The following is a 13,680-nucleotide window of genomic DNA, read 5'->3' as shown; positions in this document are numbered from 1 at the left end:
TTCGGTGTCGGGTCAGTCTCGGGTCCGCAGGGCGATCGCCGCGAGGCAGTGCTCCTCGATCGCGTCCAGTGCGCCGGGGGTGTCGGCGTCGACCACGAACATCGCGGCCCGGTCGCCGGACTGGCGGATGGGGGCGAGGCGGGTGCCGGCCGGTTTGAGGGCGACGACGCAGCGCAGCGCGGACGGGTCGCCGGGGGCGGCGCAGCCGGCGACCTGGGCGCGGACCTCCGCCGGGTCGAACCACTGCGGTTCGGCGCCGAGGTCGGGCCGTACGTCGAGGCCGGCCAGGACGCCGGGCGCGTGCGGGAGGTAGACCTGCCGGGCGTAGCGCTGCGGGTGGGCCGGGCGGGGCCGTTCGCCGAGGGCGACGGCGACGACGGCGTCCTCCAGCGGGGCGAGGGTGGCGAGCCAGTGCAGCGCCATGATGCTGTCGCCGGGCGGTCGGGCGGCGATCTCGATCAGGGCGATCCGCCCGTCGGGGCCGATCCGGTACTCGGCGTGGGCCATACCGGTGTCGAAGGCGAGCCGGTCCAGCACGGCGCGGTGCACGGCGTACAGCCGTTCGCGGGTGGGGTCGTCGAGGCCGGGGGCGGGGGTGGTGTGGCCCATCTCGACGAAGTAGTCGCTGCTGACCTCGGTGGTGCGCTTCTCGGTGGCGCCGAGGTAGTGGACCTCGCCGTGCAGGCTGAGCGATTCGACGGAGTACTCGGGGCCCTGCGCCCGCTGTTCGAACAGCAGTGTCTCCTCGGGTCCGTACGCGCCCAGGCTGTCCAGCAGTGCGGTGCGGTCGGCGACCAGCCGGACCCCGGAGCTGGCGAGCCGGCCGACCGGTTTGACGACCAGCGGGAAGCCGTCCCAGGCGGCGGCGGTGGCGGTGCGGCGGGCGGCGGGGACCAGGGCGGAGGCGGGGCTCCAGTCGGCGAGGTAGCGGCGCTGGAGGTGCTTGTTGCGGCAGACCCGGGCGGCCCGCAGCCCGGGCGAGCGCACGCCGAGCAGGTCGGCGACGACGGCGGCGCCCTCGACGTACTCCTCGCGCAGGCAGCACAGGCCGCGGACGTCGTACTCCCGGGCCCAGGCGGCGGCCCGGTCGGCGAGGGCGGCGTGGTCGTCGGCGTCGATCAGGGCGGCGTCGGCGACCGGGGCGAGCGGGTGGTCCGGGGTGGTCCGGGCGGCCAGCAGGCCGGCGGCGTGCGGGCCGGGTGCGTCCAGCACCAGCAGGTCGAGGCCGCGGCTGCCGGCGGCGTCCAGCCAGCGCTGGTTCCAGGCCACGGTGAGTCCGCCGAGCAGCAGCAGGGCGGGGCGTCGGTTCGCCATGGGCGGGTCTACCTTCCGGTGCCGGCCGGCGCGAGTTCGGGCTCGCTCTCCGGGGGGCGGGACTCGACCCGCCGGACGATGGTGCTGGTGGTCATGACGATGCCGAGGGCCAGGACGCCCAGGCCGCAGCAGAGGTAGATCAGACGGAGCGTCAGGGTGGAGACGAAGGCGGCGAGCACGATGTACACGCCCATCCGGCAGATCCCGACGGTGGTGATCAGCAGGGCCATCACCCGGCCCTGGATGTCGACCGGGACCTGTTCCTGGACGCGGGTGCGGAAGATGTAGAACGCCTGGAAGTTGATGCCGGCCAGGGCGTAGAAGACCATCGGCTGGGCGAGCCCGTCGGCCTGCCAGAGCAGGATCAGGGTCAGGCCCATGCCGATCAGGCCGTAGCAGGCGAGCCGGTCGCGGTTGAAGCGGGCGGTCAGCAGCGGCAGCACGAGTCCGCCGAGGATGGCGCCGACGGCGAACATCGCGTCGATGAAGCCGAGGCCGCTGGCGCCGACCTCCAGCACGTTCTCGGCGTACGGCGCGACCAGGGTGTTCATCATGTACAGCACGGCGAACAGCACCAGCAGCATGGTGTACGAGGGCAGGGTCGCCGGGTGGGTACGCAGGTAGGTGAAGCCGGCGGCGGCCCGGCGGACGGTCTCGCGCCAGCCGTCGCCGCCGTCCTTGGTGATGGTGCGGGTGCTCCGGACGCCGGAGACGAACAGCGCGGAGACGGTGAAGGACACCAGGTTGATGCCGAGCACCCAGGTGACCGAGGAGGCGGCGATCAGGAAGCCGCCGGCGGCGGTGCCGACGACGTTGCCGATCTGGACGGCGACGCCGGTGGTGGCGTTGGCCGCGAGCAGCTTCTGGACCGGGACGATCTCGCGGACCATGGTGGTGCCGGTGGGCACGGCGGTGGACTCGGTGAGACCGAGGACGAAGACCATCACGAACACGTGCCAGGTCCGCAGGTTGCCGGTGGCCTGGAGGGTGACGGTGGCGGCCAGGGTGAGCACGGAGACCACGTCGGCGCAGACGAACACCCAGCGCCGTTCGAACCTGTCGATCGCCACGCCGATCAGCGGGCCGAAGAAGACGCCGGGGACGGCCGCGGTGAGCAGCACCAGGGCGACCGCCCGGGGACTGTCGGTCATCTGGAGCACCAGCAGGCAGTTGGCGATGAACTGCATGCCGTTGCCGATGTTGGTGACCAGCATGGCGGCGGCGATCCGGCGGTAGCCGGGCGGGCGCAGCGGGTCGAGCCGTTCACGGACCAGGCCGCGCAGGGTCTGGACGCGGGATTCAGCCAAGGGGCTCGACCTCCACGGTCAGGGCGGCGTCGACGCGGGCCTGCAGGGCGTCGAGTTCGGCGGGGGTGGGGGCGTCGATGACGTACATCGCGGAGCGGTCGGAGGACGCGCGGATGACGGAGAGTTCGTCGCCGCGGGAGCGGCCGGCGACGATCATGTGGATGGTGCCGGGCTGGTCGTCGAGCGGTTTGACGGCGGGCCACATCCAGCGTTCGGCGAGCCAGCTGACCTCGGTGTCCAGGCCGGGGGCGGTGACGTCGCGCAGGATGCCGGGGGAGTGCTCGGGGTAGACCTGGCGGACGTGGCGGCGCGGTTCGGGGTAGCGGGTGGGTTCGCCGAGGGCGATGGTGAGCACCGCCTCCTCCAACGGGGCGCCGGTGGCCAGGTGGTAGAGGGTGAGGATGTTGTCGCCACCGGCCCGGGCGGCGACCTCCATCAGCCGGACGGTGCCGTCGGGGGCGATCCGGTACTCGGCGTGGGCGATGCCGTCGCGGAAGTCGAGCCGGCGCAGCACGGCGGCGTTGACGTCGAGCAGGGCGGTGCGGGTGGCGTCGTCGAGGTCGGGGTCGGGGACGGTGTGGCCGAGTTCGACGAACCAGCGGGCGGCGCCGTCGGTGCCCTCGTTGGTGCGTTTGCCGGTGACGGCGGCGAAGACCGGCTCGCCGTGCTGGACCAGGGACTCGACGGAGACCTCGTGGCCGTGGGCGAGTTCCTCGACCAGCAGGGGTTCGCCGGCGTCGCGGTCGGCGAGGACGGCGGCGAGGGCGGCCGGGGCGTCGACCCGTTCGACGCCGGAGCTGGCCTGTCCGTCGAGGGGTTTGACGACGGCCGGGTAGTGGGTCCAGGCGGCGGCGCGTTCGGTGCGTTCGGCGGGCGGCAGCAGCACGGAGCGGGGGCTCCAGTCGGCGAGGTAGCGGCGCTGGAGCAGCTTGTTGCGGCAGACCCGGCCGGCCCGCAGGCCGGGGGCGGGCAGCCCGAGCAGGTCGGCGACGACGGCGGTCGCCTCGACGTAGTCCTCGCCGAACGGGACGACCGCGCGGACGAGGTGTCCGGCCGCCTGCCAGTCGAGGATCTGCTGGACGACCTCCTCGTGCCGCTCGCCGGGGATCCAGGCCATCTCGGCGAGGCCGGCCAGCGGGTGGTCGGCCTGCTCGCGGCGGGCCCGGTCGAAACGCCGGGCGCGGGGGGTGTCGGCGTCGATGCCGAGCACGGTCAGGCCCCGGTGCAGCGCGGCGGGGACCAGTTCGGGGTAGCGGCCGCCCAGCATCGCGCCGAGCAGGACCACCGCGCCGGCTTCGGTCGGTGTTGTCGTCATGCGTGTGCCGTCCGTCTCATCGTGTGGGCGATCGCCCCGGCCAGGTCTTCGAGGGTTTCGGCGACGGCGACCAGCAGGTCGTCCGCGCCGGGGGCGGCCAGGACCTGGACGCCGAGCGGGGAGTCCTGCTCGCTGAGGGCGAGCGGGAGGGCGAGCACCGGCAGCCGGGCGTAGTTGGCGATCAGGGTGAGTTCGCCGCCGCCGGGGGCGGTGCCGGTGAGGGTGCTCGGTGCGGGCGGGCCGGCCAGGTCGGGCAGGCCCGCCTCCAGGGGCAGGACCAGGATGTCGAGCTCGTCGGTGAGCAGGGCGGTGAGCAGTTCCTCGGCCCGGTCCTGGCCGTCCCTGAGGGCGGCGTGGCGCCGGTCGTCGGTGGCGGCTCCGCGGCGGATGGCGGCCATGGTGTCGGGGCCGACGGTGACGCCGGGGGCGTCCAGGACGGGGGCGTAGCTGTCGTGGGCCTCGCGGGCGAGGAGTTCGCCGGCGGGGGCGCGCAGCGCCCAGATCCCGTCCGTGTCGGCTGCGACGGGCCGGTGCCCGTGGTCGGTGAGGACCCGGTCGACGGCGGTCAGCAGGGCGCCGACCTGCGGGTGCAGGGGTTCGCCGGGGGGCGCGGCCACGGCGTGGCGCAGCTGTCCGGGGTACGGGACACGGGTCGTGCCGAAGCAGTCGGCGAGGGAGTGGTGGCGCCAGAGCCAGCCGAGATCGGCGGCGGTGCGGGTGACCAGGCCGGTGGACTCCATGCTCGGTGAGACGGCGTGGACGCCGGCCAGCAGGTCGGGGTGCGGGGTGGCGCGCAGGGCGGTGACGCCGCAGTAGACGGCGGGCCAGCGCAGGGAGCCGCCGGAGTCGCTGCCCACCGAGACGTCGCAGAAGCCGGCGGCGACGGCGACGGCGGAACCGCAGGAGGAACCCGCGGTCGACACGTGCGGGTGGCGGGGGTTGCTGCTGGGTTTGGTGGTGCCGAGCGCGCACTCGGTGGTGGTGACCTTGCCGACGCAGGTCAGACCGCGGGCGGCGAGGCGGGTGGCGATCTCGGCGGAGTCCTCGGGGTAGTCGCGGTAGCCGCTGCGGATGCCGAGCCGGGTGGGGCGGCCCGCCACGTGGATGGTGTCCTTGTAGCTGACCGAGGTGCGCTCGGGGACGGGCGCGTCGGCGGTGTCGGCGGGCCGCCAGTCGGTGAAGGCGCGGACCTGCGGGTCGGTGCGGCGGATGTGGTCGAGCAGGGTGGAGCGGTACCCGGCGGGATCGAGCGCGCCGGCGTCGAGACGGCGGCGGCGTTCGGCGAGCGGCAGCACCAGGGCGGGCGGGACGTGCGCCGGGTGGTCCTGGGTGGGCATCAGCCGGCCGCCGCCCACAGCAGGTCCGGGGTCTTGCCGGTGCGCGGGTTGGTGCCGAGGGCGTCGGTGCGCCGGATCCGGAACTCCTCGTCGTCGCCGCGCAGGGCGAAGCCGAGGTCGATCTGGGAGGCGAGCAGGTGGGCGCGGACGCTGCCGTCGGTGACGGCGGCGTCGGCGACGACCCTCACCTCCAGCTGTTCGGCGATCCCGGCGGCGCCGGTGAGCACGACCTGGGCGGCGTGCACGCCCGGCAGCTCCTTGGCGATCTGCACCAGTTGCTGCGGGCTGACCAGGGTGCCGGCGAACTTGACCAGGGAGCTCTCCCGGCCGGAGATCCGCAGGGTGTCGCCGGGGCGGCCGCAGCGGCAGACCACGGGTTCGGCGCGGTCGCCGATCCGGTAGCGGATGACGGGGGCCACCGCGCCCGGGTGCAGGGTGGACACCAGGACGGCGCCGTCGACCAGTTCGACGTGCTGGTAGGGCACCAGGTGGAAGGTGTCGGTCGGGCAGTCGGGCCCGTTGTGGCCGATCACCCAGGTCTCGGTGGAGCCGTAGTTGCCCCACAGACCGAAGCCGGGGGCGACGCGGTCGCGCAGTTCGGGCAGGCTCGGGTCGCAGGGCTCGCCGAACCAGATGCCGGCCCGCAGTGTGCTCGCGAAGCGGTGGCCGGTGTGCTCGCAGTACCGCAGGATCCGCAGCAGCTGGGAAGGGGTGCCCGCGACGGCGGTGGTGCCGTGCCGGGTGAGGAAGTCCAGCCACTGTCCGAGTTCCTCGTCGGCGATGTGGCCGAGGCCGATCACGTCGGCGCCGGCCAGTTCGGCGAGGCGGTTGTAGCAGTAGTGCGCGGACCAGAGCCGGCCGGGGCTGGCGAGGTTGGCGAGCACGTCGGTGGGGCCGAGCGGCTGCCAGTGCCGGGTGAGCTCGCCGAGGTGCATCTCGGTGGGGATCCAGGCGAGTTTGGGTTCGGCGGTGCTGCCGCCGCTGGTGAACAGGTAGGCGGAGGCGGGGCGGGGGCGCTGGGCGGCGGCCTGGGCGGCGGCGACCGTGACGTCCTCGCGGGTCATCTCGGGCAGCGCGGTGACGTCGAAGTCGCCGCTCAGGTCGAGCGCCCGGTACTTGTCGCGGAAGTGCGGGAACCTGGTGGCGGCGCGGGCGAGGGCGCGCAGGGCGGCGTCGGTGTCGTTCATCGGACCTCCCGGGTGGGTGGGGCGGGAGCGGGGAGCGGGTGCAGGGCCCGGGGCTGTTCGGCGGCGGGCAGTGCGCGGACGGCGGCGGCGAGCCCGGCCAGCAGCCGGGGGTCGTCGGTGGCGGCGTGCACCGAGAACCACTCGCCGCGCAGCGGGTCCGGTTCGGCCCGGCAGCTGAGGGCGACGCCGGGGACGGCCTCGGCGAGGCGGGCGGTGACCCGGTCGAGGTCGACCCGGACGCCGTTGACCTTGACCAGCCGGTTGGTCCGGCCGTGCCAGTGGAAGGTCCGGTCGTCGAGCACGGTGACCAGGTCGCCGGTGGCGGTGGCGGCCGGGGCCTCCCCGCCCGGGCGGCGGGCCAGCCGGGGGCCGGCCACCCGCAGCGGCCCTGGGCCGGGCCGCCGTGGGCCGGGGGCGAAGCGGGTGTCCTCGGCGAGGGTCCACTCTCCCGCGCCGCCGGTGCGGGTGGCGATCAGCCCGGTCTCCGTGGAGCCGAACAGTTCGACCAGCCGGGCCCGTTCGCCCAGTGCGGCGACCAGCTCGCGGGCGCCGGCCGGCAGGACCGCACTGCTGTGCACCAGGACGACCCGTTCGGCGCGGGCCAGTTCGGGCAGGCAGCGGGCGAGGACGGCGAACGCGGCGGGCACCGCGGCGATCAGCGGGCGGCGCCAGCGGGCCACGGTCCGGGCCAGTGGCGCGGTCAGCCCCGCCTGTAGGCAGGGCACGTCGAGCAGCCGGGGCACGGCCAGGCCCATCAGGTGCCCGTACAGGTGCCGCGGCGGGGCGTACGACAGGACGCCGTCGGTGCCGCCGTCGGCGCACAGGGCGGCCAGCAGGCGTGCCTCGGCGTCGATCTGGGCCGGGTCGCGCAGCCACTGCTGCGGGGGGCCGGTGGAGCCGGAGGTGGCGAAGGCGACCGGTGCGCCCGGTTCGCGGACGGTCACGGCAGCAGTCCGAGGACGGCCGCGTCGCGCCGCTTGCGTTCGACGAGGGCGGCGATGGTGGCGACGCTGAAGAAGGTGGAGCGCAGGTCGTCGACGACCAGGTCGACCGGGACGCCGAACTCCTTCTCCACCAGGCCGACGGCGTCCAGCACGCCGAGGCTGTCGTAGCGCTCGGGGACGATCTCGGCGAGCGAGACCTCGTCGTCGGCGGGCGCCAGCGGGTGGCCCAGCAGGGTGGTGAGTGCCGCGCGCAGGCTGTCGCGCAGGGCGACGGTGCCGGTGGCCGGGGTGGCGTTCACGGGGTCTCCTGGGTGGGCTCGGCCCAGGCGGTGCCCGGGGTGAAGTGGTCGGCCGGGTCGGTGGGTTCGAACGAGACGAAGATCCGGTCGACCGGGATGCGGGTGCTCAGCGCGGCGCGGACCGCGAGGGCGTAGCGGCGCCGGAAGGCGGCGCCGCGCTCCCGCGACACCACACAGGTGACGAGGGCGAACAGGGCGGCGGCCGAATCGTCGTCGGGGGCGCCGCCGAGCGGGAACGGACCGCTGAACACCCGGTGGCCGGGCAGGTCGGCGAAGCGGGTCAGCACGTGGTTGAGGTCGGCGCCCTCCTGGCGCCACCAGAAGCTCAGCCGCTTGGCGACCTCCCGCTCGAACAGTGGATCGCACAGCGGGGTCTCGACCTTGGTGGTCGGCACGGTGGGACTCCCCTTCGGGTCGTCGGGGTCAGAGGTTGAGCCGCAATAGGCGGGCGGGGGCGGCGTCGCTCGCGGCCAGTGCGGCCAGTTGCTCGCCGAGGCAGGCGGCCAGCAGGCCGGCCGGCTGCCGGCTGAGCGGGCTCCAGGCGAAGCCCGAGCCGACCCGGACCTTCGCCAGGAAGCGGCGCAGCCCGTCCAGGTCGACCGGCAGGCCCAGGACCCGCTGGGTGAGCACGGCCTGGTAGGTCGACAGCAGGTCGGGCAGGCCGCGGGCGCTCGGCCCGAAGCCGCCGAGCGGTCCGGCCCGGTGGGCGAGGCCGGCGCCGAGTTCCCGGGCGGGGCCGTGCTCGCCGAGCAGGTCGAGCACCCGGGCGGCCTGGGCGGTGGCGGCGAGGGCGGGCTCGGCGCCGGGTACCTGGCCGTAGCCGTCGGGGTGGCGGCAGCTCTCCACGAAGCGCAGCACCGCGGGGACGTCGGTCCAGGCGGCGGGGGCGAGCCCGGCGGCGGCCAGCACCTCGACGGCGCTGACCGTGGAGACCAGGTCGGAGCCGCGGCCGAGCCAGTACCCGAAGCCGCCGTCGGTGTTCTGCAGGCCGCGCACCCAGCGGCCGAGCCGCGCGGTGTCCAGGCCCTCGCCGACCGCGGCCAGCGCCTCCACCGCCCAGAGCGTGCAGCGCACCTCGGCGCCCCGGCCGGGCATGTACATCACGCCGTCCTCGTACGGCAGGTGGGCGCCGCGCAGCCAGCGCACCAGGCTGTCGGGGGTGCCGGGGCCGGTGGCGGGCCGCAGGGCGGTGAGGATGGTGACGGCGGCGGTGGCCAGGCTGTCGCCGGCCCGGCCGGGTTCGGTGTAGGTGAACCCGGAGCCCGGCAGCTGGCAGCCGCGGACCTGGTCGGCGATCTCGGCCCGGTGGTCCGGGCCGATCGGCTCGCCGAGCGTCTGGAGCGCGCCGATCACGCTGAACGCGGACCACACGTCGGCCCGTCCGTACCCGGGCCAGCGTTCGTAGCCGCCGTCGGGCAGCCGGCGGCCGTCCAGCCAGCGGTGCAGCGCGTCGGGGTCGCGCGGTGCGGTGCCGAGCGCCTCCAGTGCCCGTACGGCCCGGAACGCCGCCCAGGCGCAGGGCTGCGAGGCGGGAGCGAAGCGGAAGCCGCCGGTGGCGTCCTGCTGGTCCCGCAGCCAGCCGGCCAGCGCGGGGGTGTCCCAGGGGGCGGGTGCGGAGCCGGCCGCGGCCCGCCAGGCGAGCGCGCCGTAGTAGCCGGCCCGCACGTCCGGGGCGCGGCCGCCCGGGCTCCAGGTGAGGCCGCCGTCGGGGTGCTGGGTGGCGGCGAGCCAGTCGCCGAGCGCGGCGGGGTCGGGCACCGGGCGGCCGAGCACCTCGCTGTGCACCCGGGTGGCGTAGTAGACGGCCCAGATGTCGGCGCCCTGACCGGGCGTCATGGCGAAGCCGCCGTCGGTGGTGCGGGTGCCGGCCAGCCAGCCGGCCAGCCGGTCGGGGTCGGGCAGCGGGTGGCCGAGGTCGCCGAGGGCCTGGGCGCAGTAGTAGGTCGCCCAGACGTCGGAGGGCAGTCCGCGCTGCCAGGCGAAGCCGCCGTCGGCGTTCTGCCGGGACGTCAGGAAGGCGACGGCGTCCTCGGGCCGGTCGGGTTTCTCGCCGAGCCAGTGCAGGGTGCGCACGGCGGCGTAGCTGCACCACAGGTCGGCCTCGCCCTGCCGGGCCCCGCCGTCGGCGAGCAGCGGCCCCGGGGTCGCGGGGATCACCGGGCGACCATCACGTTGGTGCGCTTCCAGTTCTTCTGGCTGCCGCCGGCCTTGGTGACGGCGGGCAGTTGGCTGACCACCAGCACGTCGTCCCAGTGGATGCCGGTGCCGGCGAACCGCTCGCGGGCGTCGGTGGCCAGCGCGTCGTCACCGTCCTCCACGTCCACGTCGCGTTCCAGGACCAGCCGGGCGGCCGGAGCCTGGATCTGGATCAGGTAGCCGGTGACCCGGTGGTCCTGGTAGACGATCGAGCCGATCAGGCGTTCGTCGACGACGGTGCCGCCGATCTCGACGCGGTCGGAGCTGCGGCCGTGGATGTGCACGGTCGGCAGGGCCAGTCCGCACGGGCACGGCTCGGCGGCGATGTCGGCGACGTCGCCGGTGGCGAGGCGCAGCAGCGGGCGGGCGAAGTTGTTCAGCGGGGTGTCGACCAGTTCGCCGGTGGCGCCGGGCTCGGCGGGCACCAGCTTGTCGCCGTCGCGCAGTTCGAGGATGTGCCCGTGCGGGAGCAGGTGCAGTCGGTCGCGCTCGCAGGTCGCGGCGATGGTGCCGGTCTCGGTGCTGCCGTAGGAGGCGTCGAACACCCCGGCCTGCCAGTCGGCGGCCAGTTTGGCGCGCTGGGCGGGCAGCGAGACCTCGCCGAGCAGCATCACGGTCCTGACGTGCTCGCGGACGCCGGCCAGCGTGCCGCGGCCCTTGAGCACCCGGGTCCACTGGGTGAGCACGCCGGGGGCGGCGAACAGCACCTCGGGGCGGTACCCGGCGAACAGCCGCTCCAGCCGGTCGAAGTCGCACATGCCGGTGGTGAACGGGTAGCAGCGCAGCGCGGCGTGCCCGAGGTACTCGCAGACCCCGGCGACGAAGTCGGCGACCGGGACGACGTCCGAGGGCAGCAGCACGGCGATCCGGCGCGGGTCGGCGCCGAGCGCCCGGCGCCACAGCGGGGCGACCCCCACCACGTTGTGGATGACGTCCTCGGCGAGCCGCGGGGTCGGGGTCGGGATGCCCGAGGAGCCGGAGCTCTCGTAGTACTTGACGACCCGTTCGAGGCCTGGGCGCTCGAAGTCGGCGGGGCCCGCCTTCAGCCGGTCCTTGGCGGTCGGTTCGACCGCCTCCAGGTCGCGGGCGGCGACGCCCGGCGCGTCCCGGTAGTAGGGCGCCTCGGCGGCGCGGTCCCACAGCAGGGCCAGCTTCTCCCGCTGCACCTCGCGGACCAGTTCGGGAGCGAACCCGGAGGCCTCCAGCTCCTGGAGCCGGCCGTGCGCCGCGGTGAAGGCCGCACCGGCGGTGGGGTCGTTGAACAGCATCATGAGCTGCGCTCCAATACCGAGAGGACGGGGTCGAACCGGCTGCGCCAGTGCTCCCGGCCGGACTCCGGGAGGCTGTGCATGGGGTCGTGGTACTCGTGGAGCCGCTCCAGCGCCTGCGGGTCGTCGGCGTCGAGCACGGTCAGGAAGTGCTTGCGCCAGTACGAGATCCCCAACTCGCGGTCGTAGCTCGCGACCTGGTGCACCCAGCGCTTGCCGGCGTACGGCACGTCGCAGACCAGCCGGGGCGTGGCGAACCCCGGCAGGTAGCCCATGATGGCGTCCTGGAGCCGCTGCGCCTCGGCGAGCGAGGTCCGCCAGTGCTCGCTGTTGGGGATGATGTCGCAGAGGTAGAAGTAGTACGGGGTGATGCCGCCGCCGTCGAGGAGGGCGAAGCACAGGTCGAGCAGGGCGGGCGCGCTGTCGTTGACGCCGCGCAGCAGGACGCCCTGGTTGCGGACGTCGCGCACACCGGCCTCCAGCATCGCCCGGGCGGCCTCCTGGACGGAGGCGGTCACCTGCTGGGCGGCGTTGGCGTGGGTGTGCACGGCGACGCTGACGCCCCGGGCGAAGGCGAGCGCGGCGACCCTGGCCATCCCGGCCCGCACGTCGTCGGCCAGCCAGTGCTGCGGCAGGCCGACCAGGGCCTTGGTGGCGATCCGGATGTCGCGGATGTTCTCGATGTCGAGCAGCCGCAGCAGGAAGGCCTCCAGCCGGGGCCAGGGCAGGTTGGCGGTGTCTCCGCCGGAGACCACCACGTCGCGCACCGACGGGGTGGCCCGCAGGTACTCGACGATCCGGTCGAGGCGGTCGCCGGGCTTGAGCGCGAACCGGTACTTGGGGGTGGCGGGGGTGGCCGGCCCGACCAGGTCCATCCGGGTGCAGTGGCCGCAGTACTGGGGGCAGGTGGCGACCACCTCGGCCAGCACCTTGGTGGGGTAGCGGTGGGTCAGGCCCTCGGCCACCCACATGTCGGCCTCGTGCAGCGAGTCCCGGCTGGCGACCGGGTGGCTGGGCCACTCGGGGTCGCGGTCGGAGGCGACCGGCAGCATGTAGCGCCGCACCGGGTCCGCGTACAGGGTGTCCGGAGTGGGCGGGGCCTGCGGGCTGATGGTGTTGATCACGTGCGGGGGCAGCAGCAGCGACATGGTCGCGAACTGCTCCTGGTCGCGGGCGACGTCCTCGAAGAACGTCTCCCCGGCCCCCGGGCCGAGCGCCTCCCGCAGCTGCCGCAGGTTCTTCACGCAGTGTGCGCGCTGCCACTGCGGGTCGCGCCACTCCTCGGCGGTGACCTGGCTCCACAGCGGGAATCGCCGCCAGTCCGGCTCGATCAGCTCTCTGCGCCGGTACTCGTACAGCACGGTCGAGTTCCCGGCGGGGGTCGTCGTCGTCACGGCGCCCAGCCTCGACCGCTCGAACATCCGTCCTGCATCGCGGCCGCATCCCCGGTGCATTCCCGGTGCATCCGCGCTGCATCCGTGCTGCATCGCGGCCGGACCGGCCCTGCATCCGCGTCTGAGCGGCGCCGGCGCCCGGGCGGACCGCGCACGCCCGCCGGGGTCAGGAGCCGACCGGGCCGTCGGCGGCGGGCGCGGCCCCCACCACCCACCACGGCGCGCGGGCGGCGGCGGGGCGGGGCGTCAGGGGGTGGCGTCCAGGTGGGCGAAGGCGACCACGTTCGAGGTGTAGTCCTTCTTGGTGCGGTCGTAGGAGCCGCCGCAGGTGATCAGTCGGAGTTGGGGGTCCGGGGTGTCGGCGTAGACACGGGCGTCGGGGAAGGCGTCCTTGGCGAAGGTCTCGACGCTGTCGACCGTGAAGACGGCGACCTTCCCGTCGGCGCGCTCCACCTCGACCTTGCTGCCGGGCAGCAGCAGCCGCAGCATCAGGAAGACGGCCGGGCCGGTCTTGGTGTCGACGTGGCCGGCCAGGACCGAGCTGCCGGCCTGGCCGGGTGCGGCGCCGTCGCGGTACCAGCCGACCAGGTTCTTGTCGTCGACGGGCGGGGCGTTCAGCTGGCCGGAGGCGTTCACGGTCAGCTCGGTCACCGGGGCGTCGACACCGAGGCTGGGGATCCGGACCCGGGTGGGGGCGGAGCGCGGCAGTCCGGGCGCGGCCCTGGCGGTCGGCTGGATCGGCGCGGCGGGTGCGGGCACCGGGGCGGTGGTCGCGGTCGCAGTGGTGGTGGGCGTCCCGACCGGCGCGGCGTCGACCGAGTTGTAGAGCACGACGGCGCCGAGCGCGGTCGCGGCCAGACCGAAGCGCAGCATGCGGCCGGGGCGCGCCGGGGGTGGACGGTCCATCGGAGAGGCCCTTTCTGACGGGGGAGACGGTCCGCGGGAGACGGGTCCGCGGGCTCGTGGCGGGGCGCGGACGGATGCCGGACGCCCTGCCGGGGCGCCGCGGGGCGGCGGGCCCGCCGGGGGGCCGCAGGAGCGCCCGGGCAGACCCCGGCCCCCCCCGAACCGCCCGGGCGGCGGCGCCGGCAGGCGCGCGCCCAGACACCGATGCCGCCC

12 protein-coding genes are annotated in these 13,680 nt (G+C 75.1%); all 12 read right to left on the bottom strand.

The window, feature by feature from the left end; translation table 11 throughout:
* Positions 1-12 precede the first annotated feature (12 nt).
* Positions 13-1,314, bottom strand: a complete 1,302-nt coding sequence (locus ACIOFR_RS09440) for an acetyl-CoA carboxylase biotin carboxylase subunit family protein (RefSeq protein WP_400994058.1) — start codon at positions 1,312-1,314, stop codon at positions 13-15.
* 8 nt (positions 1,315-1,322) lie between these two features.
* Positions 1,323-2,621: an MFS transporter gene (locus ACIOFR_RS09435; protein WP_400994056.1), complete on the bottom strand. Its 1,299-nt coding sequence runs from the start codon at positions 2,619-2,621 to the stop codon at positions 1,323-1,325.
* Positions 2,614-3,936, bottom strand: coding sequence for an acetyl-CoA carboxylase biotin carboxylase subunit family protein (locus ACIOFR_RS09430; RefSeq protein WP_400994054.1), 1,323 nt, complete (start codon positions 3,934-3,936; stop codon positions 2,614-2,616). The genes ACIOFR_RS09435 and ACIOFR_RS09430 overlap by 8 nt, the downstream gene beginning before the upstream one ends.
* Positions 3,933-5,273, bottom strand: a complete 1,341-nt coding sequence (locus ACIOFR_RS09425; RefSeq protein WP_400994052.1) for an amidase family protein — start codon at positions 5,271-5,273, stop codon at positions 3,933-3,935. The genes ACIOFR_RS09430 and ACIOFR_RS09425 overlap by 4 nt, the downstream gene beginning before the upstream one ends.
* Positions 5,273-6,460 carry an AMP-binding protein gene (locus ACIOFR_RS09420; RefSeq protein WP_400994050.1) on the bottom strand — a complete coding sequence of 396 codons (1,188 nt, stop codon included), beginning with the start codon at positions 6,458-6,460 and terminating at the stop codon, positions 5,273-5,275. Before ACIOFR_RS09420 ends, ACIOFR_RS09425 begins: the two co-directional genes overlap by 1 nt.
* Positions 6,457-7,404, bottom strand: coding sequence for an AMP-binding protein (locus tag ACIOFR_RS09415; RefSeq protein WP_400994048.1), 948 nt, complete (start codon positions 7,402-7,404; stop codon positions 6,457-6,459). The genes ACIOFR_RS09420 and ACIOFR_RS09415 overlap by 4 nt, the downstream gene beginning before the upstream one ends.
* Positions 7,401-7,703, bottom strand: a complete 303-nt coding sequence (locus ACIOFR_RS09410) for a hypothetical protein (protein ID WP_400994045.1) — start codon at positions 7,701-7,703, stop codon at positions 7,401-7,403. The genes ACIOFR_RS09415 and ACIOFR_RS09410 overlap by 4 nt, the downstream gene beginning before the upstream one ends.
* Positions 7,700-8,098, bottom strand: a complete 399-nt coding sequence (locus ACIOFR_RS09405) for a hypothetical protein (RefSeq protein WP_400994043.1) — start codon at positions 8,096-8,098, stop codon at positions 7,700-7,702. Before ACIOFR_RS09405 ends, ACIOFR_RS09410 begins: the two co-directional genes overlap by 4 nt.
* Positions 8,099-8,126: 28 nt before the next feature.
* Positions 8,127-9,860: a prenyltransferase/squalene oxidase repeat-containing protein gene (locus tag ACIOFR_RS09400; protein WP_400994040.1), complete on the bottom strand. Its 1,734-nt coding sequence runs from the start codon at positions 9,858-9,860 to the stop codon at positions 8,127-8,129.
* Complete coding sequence (locus ACIOFR_RS09395; protein ID WP_400994037.1) at positions 9,857-11,170, bottom strand: phenylacetate--CoA ligase family protein; 1,314 nt, start codon at positions 11,168-11,170, stop codon at positions 9,857-9,859. Before ACIOFR_RS09395 ends, ACIOFR_RS09400 begins: the two co-directional genes overlap by 4 nt.
* Positions 11,167-12,561, bottom strand: a complete 1,395-nt coding sequence (locus ACIOFR_RS09390; RefSeq protein ID WP_400994035.1) for a KamA family radical SAM protein — start codon at positions 12,559-12,561, stop codon at positions 11,167-11,169. Before ACIOFR_RS09390 ends, ACIOFR_RS09395 begins: the two co-directional genes overlap by 4 nt.
* A gap of 246 nt (positions 12,562-12,807) precedes the next feature.
* Positions 12,808-13,467 carry a class F sortase gene (locus ACIOFR_RS09385; RefSeq protein WP_400994032.1) on the bottom strand — a complete coding sequence of 220 codons (660 nt, stop codon included), beginning with the start codon at positions 13,465-13,467 and terminating at the stop codon, positions 12,808-12,810.
* Between the last annotated feature and the right edge of the window lie 213 nt (positions 13,468-13,680).

The organism is Kitasatospora sp. NPDC088346 (assembly GCF_044740765.1).
Lineage (GTDB): Bacteria > Actinomycetota > Actinomycetes > Streptomycetales > Streptomycetaceae > Kitasatospora.
Note: the sequence above shows the minus strand (reverse complement) of the source record. Positions and strands in the feature narration are given on the sequence as shown.